Source organism: Candidatus Latescibacterota bacterium, assembly GCA_019038625.1.
In the GTDB taxonomy this organism is placed as follows: Bacteria; Krumholzibacteriota; Krumholzibacteriia; order Krumholzibacteriales; family Krumholzibacteriaceae; genus JAGLYV01.
This window is the reverse complement of the sequence record JAHOYU010000106.1, coordinates 1-15187: the sequence shown is the minus strand read 5'-3', so window position 1 is coordinate 15187 and position 15187 is coordinate 1. Positions and strand designations below refer to the sequence as shown.

Sequence of the window (15187 nt, the reverse complement as noted above, 5' to 3'; positions counted from 1 at the left end):
AAAGCTCCTTACTAATTCAAAATATCCTCAAAATCCTCGTTAGTGGTCTTTTCTGTACCACCCGCTGATCTCTTGGATGCCAAAGATGGTGTGATGGGTTTTACGGGTTCTTCGGACTTTATCTCGGCCATTAACTCGGCCTTGAGTCTGGCTTTGTAGCCAGCAGGATCAAGCCGCACCTGTTCTTCGTTATAGAGGTCTACAACCTCATGAAACTTCAAACTGGCCTTGTGGATACGATCTATAGCATGGGGGCTTTTCATGCCCTCATCCGCGTACCACTTTTCGGCTTTTGTGACGACTTCCTCACCCAGGTCGCGTACTGCATATGCCTTTGACATTTCCAGCATGGCATTGCCGAGTTCAGCCTGTCGCCGTTGTTCCTGTTGCTCCGTATAGCCCTTTTCGTCCTCGAACACAGAAACGTCATCCGGCTTCTCAATCGCGTCCAACTTGGCCTGCAAGTCTTCCGCTCTCTGTACCGCTTTCTGACGCTTATCGCGCTCATCCATCACCGCTGTAAGAGTCCATTCGTCTTTTTCGGGCTTTGTGGTTGCTGTCGTCTCAACCTCCGGCTTGATTTCCGGGTCGGCCTCGGCCTGTGCGGCCTTGACTTCACTGGCATCAATTTCCGGCTTAGGTTCTTCCGTTACTTCTGTAACTTCGGTTTCTTCGACCTTTTCCTCGTAGACATCATCCAGAGAAACATCATTATCCTGACTCATGGAACTCTCCTTTCTTCAGCCTTTAATTGGGTCGCTGTCACCGCTGTCGGCCTTACGTAGCCGTCACGTTGCTACTCAATGTAGCGTAACTCTAAAACACGAAAAATAGTTCGTGCTTTGTAAGTGTTTGTTAATGTTGCCTTAAAATGGTAAAGTGCTAACCATGGAAAAGTTATCCACAGGCAAGAGTCCGGCTATACCCGGTGCGCTGTGCTGTCTGTAAAAAACTGTTCCCGCACAAGCCCAGAACCTGTGATAAATCAGCTTGCGGTCTGTTCAATGCACCCGCTGCACATAAGCCTTTATCGCCGCGATAATCAGCTTGTCCTCGCGTTGTGCCGCTATGTGGCGGTAGCGTCTGCGTTTTGCCCTGGGGTCTTCACCGCCTGCATGAATCTGTTCGTCCTCAACTACAACGCATACCACAAAGGCGTTACCGTCCGAATCCAGTACCGTACCGCCGACAATAAAGGGATTCCCATCAGATTCGAGAACGGTGTTGGATACAGAAAAAGCTGTACCGGATGAATTAAGGACCGAGCATGTGGTCATACGGCCCACCGCAATATAACCAGGCCGGTGCCGCCATCACCACCAGTTGCGTTGCCACTAAACCCACCAGCACCACCACCGGCACCCAGGCCATCCGTGCCGCTTTGCGCTGCCAGGTCGTTTGCCCCGGCATCTCCACCGCCGCCAAGACCGCCAAGACCATGCTTATTTGCCGATGCGTCACTGTTTGTGCCACCACCACCACCACCGCCATAGTAAGTCGCGCTTCCTGTTATGGAAGATGAAACACCATCACCGCCATCACCAGCAACCTCTGATGCCAAGCCATCACCACCCTGTTCACCGGCCCCACCACCGCCACCACCCGCATATGCGCTGGAACCAAGAGATTCGCCGCCGTCATAATCCGTGCCTACACCACCAAGACCGCCATCTTTACCACCACCACCACCATTGCCACCAGCCCCGCCATCTATATTCAGCCATCTGCCCCCATAACCGCCGCCTGTTGACACAACGGATGCGTTAATAGAGCTATCAGAGCCATTGTTGCCAACATTCTCATCAACGCCACCCGCACCACCGGCACCAATGGTTATTGCGTGTCCCGCCGCCCCAGTAAGAGATAACGCACTGCCTGTTTTAACCTGTCCTGCACCACCACCACCACCACCTTTACCACCCGCACCCGCACCCCCGGCAACCACAAGATAATCAACATCGGTATCCTCTGAAAACGAAACAGTGCCATCTCCGGTGAAGGTAACAATGTAATAGTCCACGGTGCTTATTGTTTTCTTTTCCCATCCCCCGTCGCCGGTTATCAATACAGGACTATAGAATCCGGCTCGTGCCGTGAAATAATCACTGAGTTTTACCATTACACAACCCCACCCAGTACCACCCACTCAGCAGACGCAGTTTTCACAACAGTTACAACATCGTATTGTGCGTCTATTTTTACGTTGCCGAGCAAGGAATCGGTAGTCAGTGCGATGGTTGTCTGTCCAGTGCCTTTTTGCATAACATCTATTTTGGTGCCGATGTCATAATTGACACTAGCCTCTGCCGGGATTGTGTAGGTATTTGCAGAGCCATTAGTCATAGTGATTAATTGACCCTCATGATTGCGTATCGCAGATTCAGAAGTGCCGGTGAAGTCTATAACGCCACGGTATCCGTAGATAAAATCATTGGCATTGACAATATCTGGAGTGCCAGATAAAGCATGTTGCCAATCTGCCCCGCCATAAGCAAAATTAGCCTGCCCGAAATCCTGGTCCAGTTCAAAATCCTCGGCATCACCTAATATGGTTTCACCGTTTCTGGCAACTGTTACCGTGTTGGTGCCGCATGAACCAACGCCATCAACAACAAACACCTGATCCGTAGCAGACGGACCAACCGGCAATGTAACTGTAAACGCACCACCACTGGAGTCGCAGACAATAAACTCACCGGCAGATGCGGTGTAATTGGCTGATTTGAATAGAACCGTTAAACCGCCACCGGCGATAGCCTGCCAGGAACAGGAGTTATCACCATCCTCTCTCAGGTACTTGGTTCCACCCGCCTCGCCGGTGGAAAGAATTGCACTTCCCTCCGTTGCGGGAAAAGAACCCGTAACCGTCAGATTGCCGGTGATGTTGACATCGCGCGGCATTTCGTAGCTGTCACCGGCCTGCGGTGCTTCCAGTTGCGGGGTTGTCTCATTCAGGGTAATGACTTCTCTTGCAGCCATTATTTAGCCCTCACCACGATTCTCTTGACCAGATCATTTTCACGCTCGATGTCGAAAACATGCACCCGTTTGCTTAATTCCTTCTGTAAATCGGTCACTTTTTTCTCGATTCTTGAGAAATCGGCGCGCATGTCGGGAAATTTTGTTGTCGGGATATTCTTTACCGCCACACCGACTGTTTTTATGGTTTTGTCCAGCCCGGACAGGTCAACCTTCTCGGCAACCGGGAATTGGGTCGGCAGGGCATTGACGGATTTCGTAATATCATCGGTCACTGTCGATAACGCATCAATTCTCGCCGATAAACGCTGATTGTCAGCGGCAAGCGTGTGCATCATCTGCGCCAGCCCCTCGGTGGAGGTCTTTTTTTGCAGGAATGATTCAAGACTGCGTATATGCCCGGATATTTCCTTCGATTCATCGGAAACATCACCCTGCATTGCCACCATCCTGTTGAGCAACCCGTCTAAATTTCCCATGCTGTTTCCTATACGTTCACATTGACGCTTTGGGTTGGTTCGGTGGCGAGTTTTTCAGTCTCGACCGCCTTCTGGATATTGTCGAGCTTCTTGGCAACCGAATCGGCATCGCGGTCAGCGACAAGGTTGGCATAGCCGGATTTGACGATCTCGGTTTCAACCGCCTGTGATTTGGCATCTTCCATATCCTTCGCCGCCTTGGCCTCCTTGCTACCAATGGTCGCTTTCTTGTCGGCCACATCCAGATCGAACATCAGTTCCTGAATCTGCTGCTGTTGCGGGTCAACAGGTGGATTGAGCAGTTCCTTGGCCTCTTTCTTGTTCGGCAGGTCAGAAAGCTCAAGGGCAACCGAGAATGGCACGTTCTCAGGTCCGTATCGCTCGGCAAGCGCCATCATCGCATCAAATGTTTCCTGCCTCAGCGTATGCGTATCAGGTGCCTCGGTGAGAATAATATCAACATCCATCTCGGTGACTTCGTTTTTGACCTCGGCAACCTCGTTCAGTCGCGGGTCGTTAACCATCTGCTGCAACATGGCCTGTGCCTCTGCAGCCATTTCATCACCGCCCTGTGCGGCTTGCAGCAATAAATCACCCTTGGTCACGGGCTGATTTAATCCAACCCACTTAAGGTCGGTTTTGTCATCCGTAACACGGATCCACTTCTCGGCATTCCAGCCCTGCTTGATACGGTTGAATATCTGCCGGTAAATGCGTTTTTCCCAGTGCTTGTGGCCGTCATAGAGGCTTGCAAGCTCTACCCTGCCTGCCTGTTGCTGAATCTGGTCCTGTCTGCCTGAGCGCGAGTTGCCACGGCCTGCAAGGGCATCATTGATACCTATATCGTCAATCTCGGCCTTGGATTCCCTGTATAAGAGCAGTTGGGTTTCAGAGATCGCATCATTGGGCAATACCTCGAACTCAAAACCCTTGTTGGTCTTGATATGTCCATCAGCCTTGGCAAGTTCCTGCTTCATCTCGTTGACATCATCGACCGCACCATCCTCGCCCATCGTGCGATTGACAGAACCGGCATATAAAAGTCGGCTTCTGCGGTGATTGACCTCATCCTGCAACCAGATATAAGACCTTACCTCACCATATCGTTGTAATTCACGGTCAATATAGGCGGTCTGGGACTCAATCGGGTTCTGCGGCTTGGAAAACTCATCCAGATAGGGCGAGTCGGCAGGCTCCTGTAAGTAAAAGCTCTCGGTGAAGAAAGCCATCTTCCAGACACCCTTTTCCTTGAAAAAGTGCTGGGCAATGCGGATTCTGTCGCGTTTTGGGTCTACCCAGTGTCTTGGCTTGTCATCGAATGTCTCAGAGCCTTTAGAGTCTGATGAGGTGTCCATCAGGGTCTTTAATTCAAGTTCTTTATCGGGAAATGCGTCTATGGCATCAGCCCGGTCCATCCAGATAACGATTCCATCGAACTTCTTGTCGGAAAAGTCCAGCTCCCTCGAATGCGGGTCATAATAATAACGATCCCACGGGATTTTATTGACGATAATCTCTTTTTCGCCGTTCCTGTCGGTAAATTCAACAATCGCACCACCGTATCCGGGCACGATAATTTCCCTGAATATATCAGACGACTTCATTTCAAAGTCGGTATTGTCCACCACATACCGTATCGCTTCTGTGACCGCATCGGCACCGTCCTGGTGCTGCGGGGTTCTCGCCAATGCCCTCGGCTGGGTTCTGGATGCCTTCTGCAGGCCCACCAGTCGGTTGACCTTAACCTTTATCCTGTTGATTACAACCGCCGCCTGGTTGCGCCGGTTAAGCGTCTCGATCTCGTCATCGGTCCACTGGTGATGGTCATCGTAGTTCTGATCACGCTCGGACAATGCACGGGCTTCTATCGTGTAGTTCTGGAAGTCCTCGAACTGTCCTACTAAATCTGTTAATTCAGTCATGCGGTCTTCCAGCTATGATTCGTTTGTTTCGGCCTGCCCCATACATCGACATGGATGATCTCTGCGGTCCTTCTTTTCTCTCGCCACGGTCTTGACATGCAGGCATATCGCGCAGAGTCTGCCGCGTGGTCCTCGGAGTTGGTGTTCAGATCCTCTGCCTTGTTCGGGTCATGCTGCAGGCTCGGAATTGTCCTGATACTTGCCTTGCAGGTATTGAAATACCCCATCATCGGTACACCGTCATCCCGGATAACACCGTTATCATCAAAGGTGCGTGTGCCGACCATTCTCGATCTCATCTGATCCCAGCCGCCCATATGCCCCAGTCTTCCGACACGGGTATTATCTGCACCACGAAACGGCAGACCCATGCGCTCGGCCTGTGAGGGACCACCGTCCTCTTTGAAAATAGCCGGGTCAGCAACCCAGTCGTTGATCTTTTCGGTGGTTCTTTGTTTGATTCCAAGTCCAACGGCCTCGGCGGTCAGCTTTAAACCCACATCAGGTGCCTTTGCCCCGTACCACTCGCGGTAACAAAGCAGATAACCTCTTGGCAGCAAAACACCCTCGGATGTGGTGTAATCATCGGCCACAACCGCCCACCACTGTACCGAGAACGGTTTGCTTGAACCCCAGTCGAAAGAAACCAGCTTTGTCCAGTCGGCAGGCACCAGAAACGGTTTATGCACCATCCTGCGGTGCCAGCAATCAAAGAAAGCACCCTCGACAACATTCCAGTCACCCCAGCGCCATGCCTTCACAAGAGCCTCGGAACCGGACATATACAGGTTGTTCTCGTAATCGGGGTCCAGTTCCATCAGTTTCAGATTGTCATCCAGTTTGGCCGGGATGAATATCCGCTTATGCGTAGCCCCGTTAGGCAGTTCTTCTTCCAGTATTTCAAGACCGGCAGGATTCGGATCAATATACCTCTCCTTGACCCAATGATGACCGGGACCACCGGGATTGCCGGTGCCATGTAACTGGCACGGAATCCCAACGGCAGAACGCAGTGTCGCCCTCAGCCGGTTAATCGGTGTCGGTGAGGCGTAATTCGTAAGTTCTTCCATGTAAACATCGGTGAAGTCCTGGCCCTGATATTTTTCAGCATCGGCATCACGTTCAAGCATCCTGAACTTCAAAGTAGAACCACCGGGGGAGGTAAATGTCTTTTTCTGTTCTGCCCACTTCCATCCCAGCGGCAGGTAAATCTGTTTGCAGCGATCAATCGCCGCCTCTAACTGTGGCAATTCCTTACGGAAGAAAACACCTTTCTGATCCTTGCCATATATAGATGCCTTGATCGCGTTCTTGCCGATCATTCCATCGGTCTTGCCACCGCCACGCGCACCACCGTAGAATATTTCCTTAACCGGACAGTTCACCAAAATACTCTGTGGCCCCGGCTGCGGCCTCCAACTCACTGATAATGTTGAAGTTTTTTCCATAAATTATATGCTATAATAGCGGAAAGGGTAGCGCAAACTACCCCTTCCTATCAAACCGTTATTAGAGGTAACGACATGACTTTTGAAATTATACCACTCCATAAAAATGCTAAAAACATATCAGGTCAAGTATTTGGTCGTTTGACCGCAATCGCCTGTGTTGGTAAATCCGTAAGTAAACTGAATCAGTGGCTTTGTATCTGCAACTGCGGCACCGAAACCGTAACCCTGCAAAAATCCCTTTCGTCAGGGTCAACTAAATCGTGTGGCTGTATTGCCGATGAGCTGTTCAAAAGATGGTTCACCCCCTCTTTATTGCGACTTTCCACTTTTTTTGGATTTTTTTCAGCGTAAGTCATTGATATTTGCTTCTCTGAAACACCTTTTTCTGAAAAATAGTGAAATTTTAAGTGACTGTTTCTAAAACGATTTCTTAACATCCTACACTACTAATATATAACCCTTTCTCAGTAATGTCGAAAATAGCTTAAAACCGCTGCTAAATGCGAATCATTCTCATGGTTTGAACTTGGGGTAATTGGGTGTGGGGGCGTACAAACATAATACCAATCACGAAACCCAGGCCGGGGGGGGGTAGCCCCACGCCCTGCCTGTGGATAACTATGCCAAAAACAGCCTGTTTTGTGCGTCTATTTAACATAATGGCGATTATGCGCACACTCAACTACCATGAATCAATGGCTTACACACACCATTGCTCAATTACTGATCAATCACTCATTATCACCTGTGGATAACTTATCAAGACCATGTTCGGCTTGCCAGTCTTCAACGGATAGCGGTTGGGCGTTGATAACCCATTGCTGCTCATCCGTTACGGTGATCTGGAAATCCTTGGGAAGCACCGCCACCATTGCCGTTAAGAGCTTCTCAGGGCTTGATTTAGCGACGTTTAAGCATACATCCCTGCCAATGGTGCTCGCCAGTCCATTGTCGTCCGTAGTGGCCTGTTCCCACACTTCTCGCAGATCGTCTAAGAACTTCTCAGACAGCTTGTTCCGCGTACCTTTGGGCCTTCCGTTCGGGTTATTGGTCATCCCTGGCTTGCTTAAACCACTGTAGCGCTTGTTTTCCCTTGTTGTATCAAGGTTATTCATTGCTTCCGCATTTAATGGAGCACACCCATTGACAACAGGTATAGACAGCTTTGTTTCGATAGGCTTTGCCTGTTGTGTTGTTTTGGTCATGCATTAAAAAGCCGGTAGTGTTTAGTTACCGGCTCTATTCCTTATGTTTGTTTAGGTTTACTTATGAGTGTGTAGGTAAGGCGGGTTGCCTAATTCCCTTGCTTCGGCTCTGGCCTTTGCATGATCTCTGTTAGTCAGATCAACGGCTGTCCTATGCCTGTTTACGAGTGCCCTGCTACCCTAACGCATTTCACAAGTATCGAGTTATGTACCGTTTCCGGTATTGTCGCGTCTGTGGTCATTGTATGTTGGATCCATATCTCCGTATCACGCACCTTGCCGGTCACATAAACCTCGGCGCTGGTTCCATCGTCTGAATCATCGGCCAGTGTGACCAGGTTGCTGCTATTTTCCACTGACCAGCTACTGGATGCGATACTAACTCCGTTTGGGAGCCAGTCGCTGTAGTTTATGGATGCGCGTTTCTTCCCGTCCTCGTCAACATAGAGCGTCATGGTTTTTTCAACTCCGCGATATACGTGTAACACATCATCCTGGTAGCCAACGAACAGCGTATTGCCATCAATTTCTATTGGCCTTCGCCCTCCGCCCATTGTCAGAAGGTTTAAGATGGGGATCATGGCGCAACATGGTATCCAATAGCAATTGACGTAGCTACAGCCGCCGTGGTGGTGTACTCAAGGGCTTTTACGGCTACCAGCTTGATTGGGGGGTTACATTGTATCATTACGTTGCCATTGGCCCCTGTGTACTGCAGGGGGATCACAACGGTATCATCCTCGTCATGCAGTTTAGTTGTCTGTGCCGTGAGCGATGAAATGGCTACCCAGTCGAGATAGATGCAAAATCCTGAAGCGGGTTGTGCTGCCAACACTGTGGCTGTTTCTGCTGCACTGCTGTTGTTTTCTGCTGTGCCGGATGCGGGATGATAGCCGCAAGTAAGTAACTGGCCGTCACGGCTTGCCTTCAGGTATGTTATATCACCCTCGGCTACTGCTGTTCCCGGTGTTGTGCCGTCTGTCTCATAAGCAATTGCACCACCCAGTAACGGTAAAATGGATGTGCCAACCGCATCATGTGCAACCGCGCCCGCTGATTGGACAGAGCCGATTGCCTCTGCGCCCGCATCCAGGCCGATTGTTCCGACCGAGTTGGTGCCGGTATTCAGGCCGACTGTTCCGACTGAATTGGTCCCGGTGTTTAAACCGACAACGCCCGTACCGTCAGTGGGTAGTTCGACCCTGAGTCCTTGCGCCGCTACGCCATGACCGGCATATATCTGCGTTTCGGATTGGTCTTCTGCGCTCAGAATCTTGATGTTCTGGCATTTGGTGCCGTCTGCAAGATCATTCACAGACAGGTCAGAGCCGCCTGAGCCGCTATTGAGTGTTAGTGTGTCTGTTGCCATGCTTTATCCTGTTAGGTGCTAACAATCGCCTGAATCTGTAATCCCCAAGGCACCGTGTCGTTATCGACCAGTTTCACGTTGAGAAAAATGGTTCTGCGTGAATCGGGTGTATCCAGGGTGATGCTTAGTGAGGTATCGCCCCAGTTGCGTTTTTCAAGCGGATGATCAAAGTCGCGGTGATAGGTGAATTGCGCGTGTCTAATGCCGCCTGGTCCATAACGTGAGCTTGCCTTTGAAATCACCAATCGTGTTGGCCCGGTGATGACAGGCAATTTAATTGCCATGCACATTGCCGATCTGCGCACTCTGAAATCCTTCATTGGGTAAACTTTCGGCCTGCTTCCTGTGGGTAGCTGCAGGTTGGAACCAAACACGCCCCGGAACGGCAGGTTATACATTTCTGGGTCTGGTGTTGGTGTTGGATCGGGTGCCGGTGGTTCTGGTGTTGGTGGCTCAGGCGGTATTGCGGCCAGTGGGTATGCGGCAATCAGATCGTCACGCAGATCAACGGCTTCCTCATCGCTCAAAATGTGGCGTAATTCAAAAGGCATGATCAGCCTCCCTTGACTGGCTGGATCAGTGGCAGAATGCTCAGAATCAGATTGCTGACTGCTTCCACATCGCCGCCGTTTCTGACCTCGCCGGTTTCCACCTTAAAGCCGTCCTTGCCGCCGTATTCCGCTGAAATACCACCGGGAAACTCGCGATATGTTCTGATTTTCAGAACCTTGTCGTCGTTGGTGTATTCGTAAGTTGTCGCACAACCGCTTAGTGCGATTGCCAGTAAAGTAATCAGGATTATTTTCATGGTGTGTTCCATTTAACGGTGCCGGTTGATATGGTTACTGTCTCCTGCTGAGATACGGGGTCAATCCACACGCTCGGCACATTGGTTACGGTCATCATTGAACAATGTCCGCATTTGTCTGCATGTGGTGCGTTGCCTTTGTGGCACACGGGACACTCCCACGCGACTCGTGCCGGGGGTGGCGTGTAATACTGCCTTGGTTTGCAGTGCTCGCACCCTGCTGTTAATCCGCAAGTGCATTGGGTCAAGGGTTTCATCTCGCCTTACCAATAAGTTTCAGCCTGCTGGTGTTCGCCCTGACCGCCCAGTACATTAGCCGTCTGCGTATTCTTGGAACACCGCGTAGCTTCATGGCTTCAAGGAATATCTTGTCTGCCCTCACCCTGCTGAAATCCAGTTTTAACCGGCACAGGTAGTCATGCACGATAGCCGCCGCTCTATGTCTGCCGTTTTTGACGATAAAGAAACGCGCAATTCTTGGAATGCTTGCGAGGTCGGTTTCAAATCCCGCCCTTACAACAATCAGGTCGGGGGTTAGTGCCGATTGATAAATACATGCTTCTGTCAGAATCCACTGCTCTGGCTTTGTGCCAATGTCGAGTGGTGGAATGTTGACAAATCTGGCTTCGTGTTTAGTTTCCATAAACCCACATAACCGAACCTGAATTACGCATATCCAGGTGGATGAAATCTTTAGCAATGCCGATACCGGAAAACCCAAGTTCCAGCGCGTTGCTTACAATTGAGAATCTTTGTGTGCTGTTGGTGATCTGTATATCAGCGGCTATGCCCTGCGCGTGTGTTCCGGGCTTTTGTTTTGCGGCTTCAATGCTGTGGCTTGGGCTTCTGTAGCCGGAAGTGATCACGAACGGGAAACCGCATATGCCGCGCAGTCCGTCCAGTGCACCCATGAAAGCGTGTTTCATTTCGTTTTCGCCAGTCTCTGAGCAATTAAATTCTGAGACGGTGAAGTATTTCATCCGACAACTGTGTTGAAGCCAAAACTAACGGCACCGGCAATAATGATTGTCAGCATTGATAAAAATACACTGAGCTTGGTTGTGTTGACGGACGAGTTTTTGTCAACGTGCGCAACCATTTTTTTTATTTCAGCGGAATCTTTGTTGTTGGCACAAACATGCCGATCAATTTTTCCGTGCAAATCCCTTATGTCCTGCCGCATTTCACGGATCATTTCCACCTGTGTCATTTCGCTACCCTTGGTTTGTTCGTTCATATCCTTCGCCGCGACAAGCTGAGAATTAAGAGCAGCACCCCATCTTCGGTAAAATTGCAGTTGCGTAAACCGCTTAGGGAGTGGGTTGTGGGGTGCTGCGTGATTGGTGGATTATTTTATTTTTGGCACAAAAAAACCGCCCTGTTGGCGGCTTAGTCACTACTTCGACACTAGGAATATTAGCTGTTTTTCGGCACTACTACAAGTCTTTCCCGAAATCCGCGCTCTATGGCTGAAATTGCTACACTTTCCTGATACTGAATTTCTCGTATCATTCGGCCATGCATTCCACCGTATTTGTTCTTCAATGTGTGTGCGCCTATGCCGATTATTGAAGCCTCAATTTTTTTACTTGTGCGTCTTCCGGCTTCCGGGCAAATATGCTGGCCCATGACTACAGATACAAGCCGCTCCATTTCGCCGGTGGTTACTTTTGCGCTTTTGTCGCCTGTTTTTAACCACTCAGACCACGACCACTTTAAAAGCCATTGTTCAGCCCATAATCTTGAATCTGCGCTGTCACAATAGTTAGCCAGCAAAATGAACGTGCCGATACGACCAGCCTTACCCAGTCCGGCTGCAGCCATGACGCTGTTTACCACGTTAAGAATACTGCCGCGTCCGGGTTCTTTCATTTCGGAACCGGCTGTAATCCTTGCCATCATTCTTGCTACTCGCTCACTCATGATCTTTGTCCCATTTGCCCCTAGCCTGCCAGCCAACAATCAGCAGGTCGATACATCCAGCGATAATTGCTATTGTGTTGGCCGTTTGATAGCTCACCCGAAAAACCCGCACCGTCTGAGCCTTGCCCGTGGTGTTCCCGCATACTTTGCCGCCAGTTGTTCAGCCTGTGGAAATTCCGTACCTGAGAAATGCAGGGTGTCGCGAGTTACCACGAAAGCGTGATTGTTTAACAGTTCGGCGTGGGTTAATTCGCCGTTCAAATCCTGAATACCTGTCTTGCCCAGAATCAAATACAGTGTTTCAGTTGGTGTTAGCTTTCTCATTCCTGACCCCTGCTAAATGTGGCTTAACTGGTAACTGCTCTACTCGCTCAATGTCGCTTGCACGGATAAATAAATCCCAACAGATAAAACATCGGAACTCCCCGTTATCCTGTTTTTTTGCAATGCATTCGTGGGGTTTGTCATCCATTTGCCATTTCGTCCGGCTTGGTTGAAAAGTAACCAAATTTGGTAACGGGGTGTCCGTCATTAAAATATTCGATTAAAGACTCACCGCTTACCCAATTTGTAAGCCTGCCTGATGGTGTATATTGCTCTCTGCGCCACGTTATTGGGTTGTCGTACAAATAGCCCCACACTTCTGGCCATATCTCTAAATCAGGGAATAGTTTCCTGTCAGTAATTCTCATCGGTCTGCACTTGGCTTTCAGCCCATTCACGTAGTTGCCTGTCCGTCATTTCGTCTGGACAGTGTTCGAGCATGAGCCTGTCTATTTTTGCCTGCTGAGAGTCCAGTCTGTTTAGCCGTTCGATAATGGCTTTTGGGTTGGCTGCGGCTATGTAGGCTGCGTTTACACATCGCTGGTCATCTGTAACGCCTTCGCCAAGCGTATAGGTTTCGTCGCTTGCTCCAATCGCTACAGCAATGGTTGTGTCCTCACAGCGAACCTGCGCACATCTACATTTTAGTGGTTCGTTTTTCTTGGTGATCGGGTTGTATATTTTTCTTTTGGTTAAGCCGCCATCATGAGCGGTCCACGGCCCCTCTGTTGCCGCCTCTGCTAATTTGCGTAGTTCTTTATCGTTCATACTGTTTCAATCCTGAGCATAATCAGTCCCGGCTTTTCAACGGCACACCGCTTGATGCTGAAAAAATCAATCTGTTCGTCATCATCAAAAACACCGGCCCTTTCCAGTGAATCAAAGATTGCCTTGGGTAAATTGTCCAAGTCCCTGCGCCTACGGTCCGGTGGGTATGCCTTTATCACCACCCTGAGCCGCGCTGTGCCGTATTTGGGCAAGGTCCACCCCATATCCGATACAACCTTGCGGTATGCCCTGCCCTTCGCTGATATGAGCGTCTTACCGCTGACGTTGCGCCAGTAAGTGTTTACTGATGGGGGCCAGGGCATTTCAATCCTCACCCCACACCCCCGATTGTTCGCGACTCGAAATCAGCCACGGCCCTGTTGGTTAGCTCGCGCAAGTATTCCTCAGTGCTGTATTTTTCCTCAAATTTGCGGATACCTTGGTGCACGCTTATGTCGCCATACTTGTGGTGCGTTTCAGGGCATAGCGGTATCGTGTGACTGTGCGATATGCGCTTACCGCCAGATAGCTCATGGTGTATGTCCGGTGGGTTATATCCGAGATTGTCCATCAGGCAGGCAATGCAACCAATTTCCTCAGCCATGATTTTGAAGCGGCGCTTTTCGGCTTTGGTTGCGTTTGGGAGGCTGGTTTTCACGCTAATAACTCTCCCTTATACCACGGATATTCGCTCACCAGTCTGACGCGCATGTCATCGATAATCCTTATTATTAATACGTGAATCAGCATGGTTTTCATCTGCTGAACCGGCCACCAAAAAACGCGAGTGAGGACACCAAGATAAACATCAACATGCCGTTAATAACAAACCACCAATCGTATGGTGTTTCGCGCGCTATTGGCATATCACCAACCGAGCCAATAAGCATTCCGAGCATTGCCCCATGAAACATCAAAAGCATTACCGTTGCGAAATTCCATTTAAACTCACCGTACATTTCTATCTCCTGTGTGTTGGTTAAATTGGATTAATCCGCAATGAAACTGGTTTGGTTGTCCCGGTCGCCAGTAGCGTCAAGGTGCGCGTCATCAGCCAGTCTCTTCATGGCCCATGCCAGCCCAACTCTCGCAACATCACGACATGAGCCAAGGTCGGTTTTTGCGTATCCCGTAAAATCCTCACTGGAAAAACCAGAAATGCTAATACCGTCCTCTGTTATGGTTACTTGCTTCATTGCGTCCTCCTAGGTTGGCTCATGCAAACCAGACCCCCATTGATCCACCCCATGCCCATACCTGTTCGAGATAATCCCCAAACTCTTTTTTCTTTAGTTTCGTGGTGCTTCCGGGGTATGATTTTGACTTGCCATTTAGCTCAACAATCACCGGATCAAGAAACCGATCTTTGGCTACAGCGTGGACGTGTTCAGAAGTGATTATCTTGCCGGATTGCTCGGATAGGTACTCAGCGATAGGACGATAAGCACCAACCCATAAAAGCGCGTTCTGGTCGCTTGTGCGCCGGTCTGCTTTCGGTTCCCACTCAACGTAATAACCGTCTTCAGGTAGCTTGCAGGCTTCCCAGTATTTCAGGAATTTGCCGAGTTGCGCTTCATTGGTTATGACTGCGTTTTGTTTCACGCCGCACCTCTACCCGGTACAGGCCATAGCCTCATGGGGTGGTATGGCCGGACGTTGTGAATATCTGGCTTTTTGTAGAAGCTTCGGCGCGGTTGTTTTTCGAGTGTTGTAAAGTCTCGTTTGCGGGTGTCGGGTTTGTGGTTTTTCATCCCAGTAATTCCCTCGCCGCCTGTTGGTGCTTTTCTTTGGCTGAAATAACCTCTGGCCTGCGGTGTACGTTTGGTGGCGGTAACGCGGTTGTGTTTGGCGACATGGTGTGATATTTCGATTCCCTACACAGTCGCAGAAACTTGATCAGGTTTGGTGGGTATTCGCCGCCCTCGGCTATCAACGCATCCAGGCCGCGTTTGATTGATT

The 15187-nt window shown here is 50.0% G+C and carries 24 protein-coding genes; all 24 read right to left on the bottom strand.

Going from position 1 to position 15187, the window contains the following annotated elements:
- Nucleotides 1-11 precede the first annotated feature (11 nt).
- Nucleotides 12-725 carry a hypothetical protein gene (locus KOO63_08180; protein ID MBU8921782.1) on the bottom strand — a complete coding sequence of 238 codons (714 nt, stop codon included), beginning with the start codon at nucleotides 723-725 and terminating at the stop codon, nucleotides 12-14.
- Nucleotides 726-1001: 276 nt separating this feature from the next.
- On the bottom strand, nucleotides 1002-1277 hold the full coding sequence (locus KOO63_08175) for a hypothetical protein (protein ID MBU8921781.1): 276 nt from the start codon (nucleotides 1275-1277) through the stop codon (nucleotides 1002-1004).
- A complete protein-coding gene (locus KOO63_08170) occupies nucleotides 1274-2119 on the bottom strand; it encodes a hypothetical protein (GenBank protein ID MBU8921780.1) in 846 nt (281 codons plus the stop codon). Before KOO63_08170 ends, KOO63_08175 begins: the two co-directional genes overlap by 4 nt.
- Nucleotides 2119-2979: a hypothetical protein gene (locus KOO63_08165; GenBank protein ID MBU8921779.1), complete on the bottom strand. Its 861-nt coding sequence runs from the start codon at nucleotides 2977-2979 to the stop codon at nucleotides 2119-2121. The genes KOO63_08170 and KOO63_08165 overlap by 1 nt, the downstream gene beginning before the upstream one ends.
- Complete coding sequence (locus tag KOO63_08160; protein MBU8921778.1) at nucleotides 2979-3419, bottom strand: hypothetical protein; 441 nt, start codon at nucleotides 3417-3419, stop codon at nucleotides 2979-2981. The genes KOO63_08165 and KOO63_08160 overlap by 1 nt, the downstream gene beginning before the upstream one ends.
- 47 nt (nucleotides 3420-3466) lie before the next feature.
- Nucleotides 3467-5380 carry a hypothetical protein gene (locus tag KOO63_08155; GenBank protein ID MBU8921777.1) on the bottom strand — a complete coding sequence of 638 codons (1914 nt, stop codon included), beginning with the start codon at nucleotides 5378-5380 and terminating at the stop codon, nucleotides 3467-3469.
- On the bottom strand, nucleotides 5377-6765 hold the full coding sequence (locus KOO63_08150; protein ID MBU8921776.1) for a terminase family protein: 1389 nt from the start codon (nucleotides 6763-6765) through the stop codon (nucleotides 5377-5379). The genes KOO63_08155 and KOO63_08150 overlap by 4 nt, the downstream gene beginning before the upstream one ends.
- 797 nt (nucleotides 6766-7562) lie before the next feature.
- A complete protein-coding gene (locus tag KOO63_08145) occupies nucleotides 7563-8036 on the bottom strand; it encodes a hypothetical protein (protein MBU8921775.1) in 474 nt (157 codons plus the stop codon).
- 161 nt (nucleotides 8037-8197) lie between these two features.
- Nucleotides 8198-8617, bottom strand: a complete 420-nt coding sequence (locus KOO63_08140) for a hypothetical protein (GenBank protein MBU8921774.1) — start codon at nucleotides 8615-8617, stop codon at nucleotides 8198-8200.
- Entirely contained in the window at nucleotides 8614-9405 is a 792-nt protein-coding gene (locus KOO63_08135; protein ID MBU8921773.1) for a hypothetical protein, read from the bottom strand. Before KOO63_08135 ends, KOO63_08140 begins: the two co-directional genes overlap by 4 nt.
- Before the next feature lie 11 nt (nucleotides 9406-9416).
- A complete protein-coding gene (locus tag KOO63_08130; GenBank protein ID MBU8921772.1) occupies nucleotides 9417-9956 on the bottom strand; it encodes a hypothetical protein in 540 nt (179 codons plus the stop codon).
- 2 nt (nucleotides 9957-9958) lie between these two features.
- Complete coding sequence (locus tag KOO63_08125; protein MBU8921771.1) at nucleotides 9959-10213, bottom strand: hypothetical protein; 255 nt, start codon at nucleotides 10211-10213, stop codon at nucleotides 9959-9961.
- A gap of 253 nt (nucleotides 10214-10466) precedes the next feature.
- Nucleotides 10467-10856, bottom strand: a complete 390-nt coding sequence (locus KOO63_08120) for a DUF1353 domain-containing protein (protein ID MBU8921770.1) — start codon at nucleotides 10854-10856, stop codon at nucleotides 10467-10469.
- Complete coding sequence (locus KOO63_08115) at nucleotides 10846-11193, bottom strand: hypothetical protein (protein ID MBU8921769.1); 348 nt, start codon at nucleotides 11191-11193, stop codon at nucleotides 10846-10848. Before KOO63_08115 ends, KOO63_08120 begins: the two co-directional genes overlap by 11 nt.
- On the bottom strand, nucleotides 11190-11450 hold the full coding sequence (locus KOO63_08110) for a hypothetical protein (protein MBU8921768.1): 261 nt from the start codon (nucleotides 11448-11450) through the stop codon (nucleotides 11190-11192). Before KOO63_08110 ends, KOO63_08115 begins: the two co-directional genes overlap by 4 nt.
- Before the next feature lie 179 nt (nucleotides 11451-11629).
- Nucleotides 11630-12136 carry a hypothetical protein gene (locus tag KOO63_08105; GenBank protein MBU8921767.1) on the bottom strand — a complete coding sequence of 169 codons (507 nt, stop codon included), beginning with the start codon at nucleotides 12134-12136 and terminating at the stop codon, nucleotides 11630-11632.
- 93 nt (nucleotides 12137-12229) lie between these two features.
- Entirely contained in the window at nucleotides 12230-12460 is a 231-nt protein-coding gene (locus tag KOO63_08100) for a hypothetical protein (protein ID MBU8921766.1), read from the bottom strand.
- Nucleotides 12461-12814: 354 nt separating this feature from the next.
- Nucleotides 12815-13228 carry an ead/Ea22-like family protein gene (locus tag KOO63_08095; GenBank protein ID MBU8921765.1) on the bottom strand — a complete coding sequence of 138 codons (414 nt, stop codon included), beginning with the start codon at nucleotides 13226-13228 and terminating at the stop codon, nucleotides 12815-12817.
- Nucleotides 13225-13563 carry a RusA family crossover junction endodeoxyribonuclease gene (locus KOO63_08090; protein MBU8921764.1) on the bottom strand — a complete coding sequence of 113 codons (339 nt, stop codon included), beginning with the start codon at nucleotides 13561-13563 and terminating at the stop codon, nucleotides 13225-13227. The genes KOO63_08095 and KOO63_08090 overlap by 4 nt, the downstream gene beginning before the upstream one ends.
- Nucleotides 13560-13886 (bottom strand): Ref family protein, encoded by a 327-nt coding sequence (locus tag KOO63_08085; protein ID MBU8921763.1) that lies wholly within the window; start codon nucleotides 13884-13886, stop codon nucleotides 13560-13562. Before KOO63_08085 ends, KOO63_08090 begins: the two co-directional genes overlap by 4 nt.
- Before the next feature lie 97 nt (nucleotides 13887-13983).
- Nucleotides 13984-14187 (bottom strand): hypothetical protein, encoded by a 204-nt coding sequence (locus KOO63_08080; protein MBU8921762.1) that lies wholly within the window; start codon nucleotides 14185-14187, stop codon nucleotides 13984-13986.
- Between the two features lie 30 nt (nucleotides 14188-14217).
- Nucleotides 14218-14424 carry a hypothetical protein gene (locus tag KOO63_08075; protein MBU8921761.1) on the bottom strand — a complete coding sequence of 69 codons (207 nt, stop codon included), beginning with the start codon at nucleotides 14422-14424 and terminating at the stop codon, nucleotides 14218-14220.
- Between the two features lie 19 nt (nucleotides 14425-14443).
- Nucleotides 14444-14830 (bottom strand): recombination protein NinB, encoded by a 387-nt coding sequence (locus KOO63_08070; GenBank protein ID MBU8921760.1) that lies wholly within the window; start codon nucleotides 14828-14830, stop codon nucleotides 14444-14446.
- Nucleotides 14831-14975: 145 nt separating this feature from the next.
- Nucleotides 14976-15187, bottom strand: a 212-nt coding sequence (locus tag KOO63_08065) for a hypothetical protein (protein ID MBU8921759.1), incomplete at its 5' end; no start/stop codon positions are given.

Excerpts from the sequence above, each read along its gene's own strand:
- KOO63_08180 (MBU8921782.1), bottom strand. The coding sequence starts at position 725 with ATGAGTCAGGATAATGATGTTTCTCTGGATGATGTCTACGAGGAAAAG.
- KOO63_08175 (MBU8921781.1), bottom strand. The coding sequence starts at position 1,277 with ATGACCACATGCTCGGTCCTTAATTCATCCGGTACAGCTTTTTCTGTA.
- KOO63_08170 (MBU8921780.1), bottom strand. The coding sequence starts at position 2,119 with ATGGTAAAACTCAGTGATTATTTCACGGCACGAGCCGGATTCTATAGT.
- KOO63_08165 (MBU8921779.1), bottom strand. The coding sequence starts at position 2,979 with ATGGCTGCAAGAGAAGTCATTACCCTGAATGAGACAACCCCGCAACTG.
- KOO63_08160 (MBU8921778.1), bottom strand. The coding sequence starts at position 3,419 with ATGCAGGGTGATGTTTCCGATGAATCGAAGGAAATATCCGGGCATATA.
- KOO63_08155 (MBU8921777.1), bottom strand. The coding sequence starts at position 5,380 with ATGACTGAATTAACAGATTTAGTAGGACAGTTCGAGGACTTCCAGAAC.
- KOO63_08145 (MBU8921775.1), bottom strand. The coding sequence starts at position 8,036 with ATGACCAAAACAACACAACAGGCAAAGCCTATCGAAACAAAGCTGTCT.
- KOO63_08140 (MBU8921774.1), bottom strand. The coding sequence starts at position 8,617 with ATGATCCCCATCTTAAACCTTCTGACAATGGGCGGAGGGCGAAGGCCA.
- KOO63_08135 (MBU8921773.1), bottom strand. The coding sequence starts at position 9,405 with ATGGCAACAGACACACTAACACTCAATAGCGGCTCAGGCGGCTCTGAC.
- KOO63_08130 (MBU8921772.1), bottom strand. The coding sequence starts at position 9,956 with ATGCCTTTTGAATTACGCCACATTTTGAGCGATGAGGAAGCCGTTGAT.
- KOO63_08125 (MBU8921771.1), bottom strand. The coding sequence starts at position 10,213 with ATGAAAATAATCCTGATTACTTTACTGGCAATCGCACTAAGCGGTTGT.
- KOO63_08120 (MBU8921770.1), bottom strand. The coding sequence starts at position 10,856 with ATGGAAACTAAACACGAAGCCAGATTTGTCAACATTCCACCACTCGAC.
- KOO63_08115 (MBU8921769.1), bottom strand. The coding sequence starts at position 11,193 with ATGAAATACTTCACCGTCTCAGAATTTAATTGCTCAGAGACTGGCGAA.
- KOO63_08110 (MBU8921768.1), bottom strand. The coding sequence starts at position 11,450 with ATGAACGAACAAACCAAGGGTAGCGAAATGACACAGGTGGAAATGATC.
- KOO63_08105 (MBU8921767.1), bottom strand. The coding sequence starts at position 12,136 with ATGAGTGAGCGAGTAGCAAGAATGATGGCAAGGATTACAGCCGGTTCC.
- KOO63_08100 (MBU8921766.1), bottom strand. The coding sequence starts at position 12,460 with ATGAGAAAGCTAACACCAACTGAAACACTGTATTTGATTCTGGGCAAG.
- KOO63_08095 (MBU8921765.1), bottom strand. The coding sequence starts at position 13,228 with ATGAACGATAAAGAACTACGCAAATTAGCAGAGGCGGCAACAGAGGGG.
- KOO63_08080 (MBU8921762.1), bottom strand. The coding sequence starts at position 14,187 with ATGTACGGTGAGTTTAAATGGAATTTCGCAACGGTAATGCTTTTGATG.
- KOO63_08075 (MBU8921761.1), bottom strand. The coding sequence starts at position 14,424 with ATGAAGCAAGTAACCATAACAGAGGACGGTATTAGCATTTCTGGTTTT.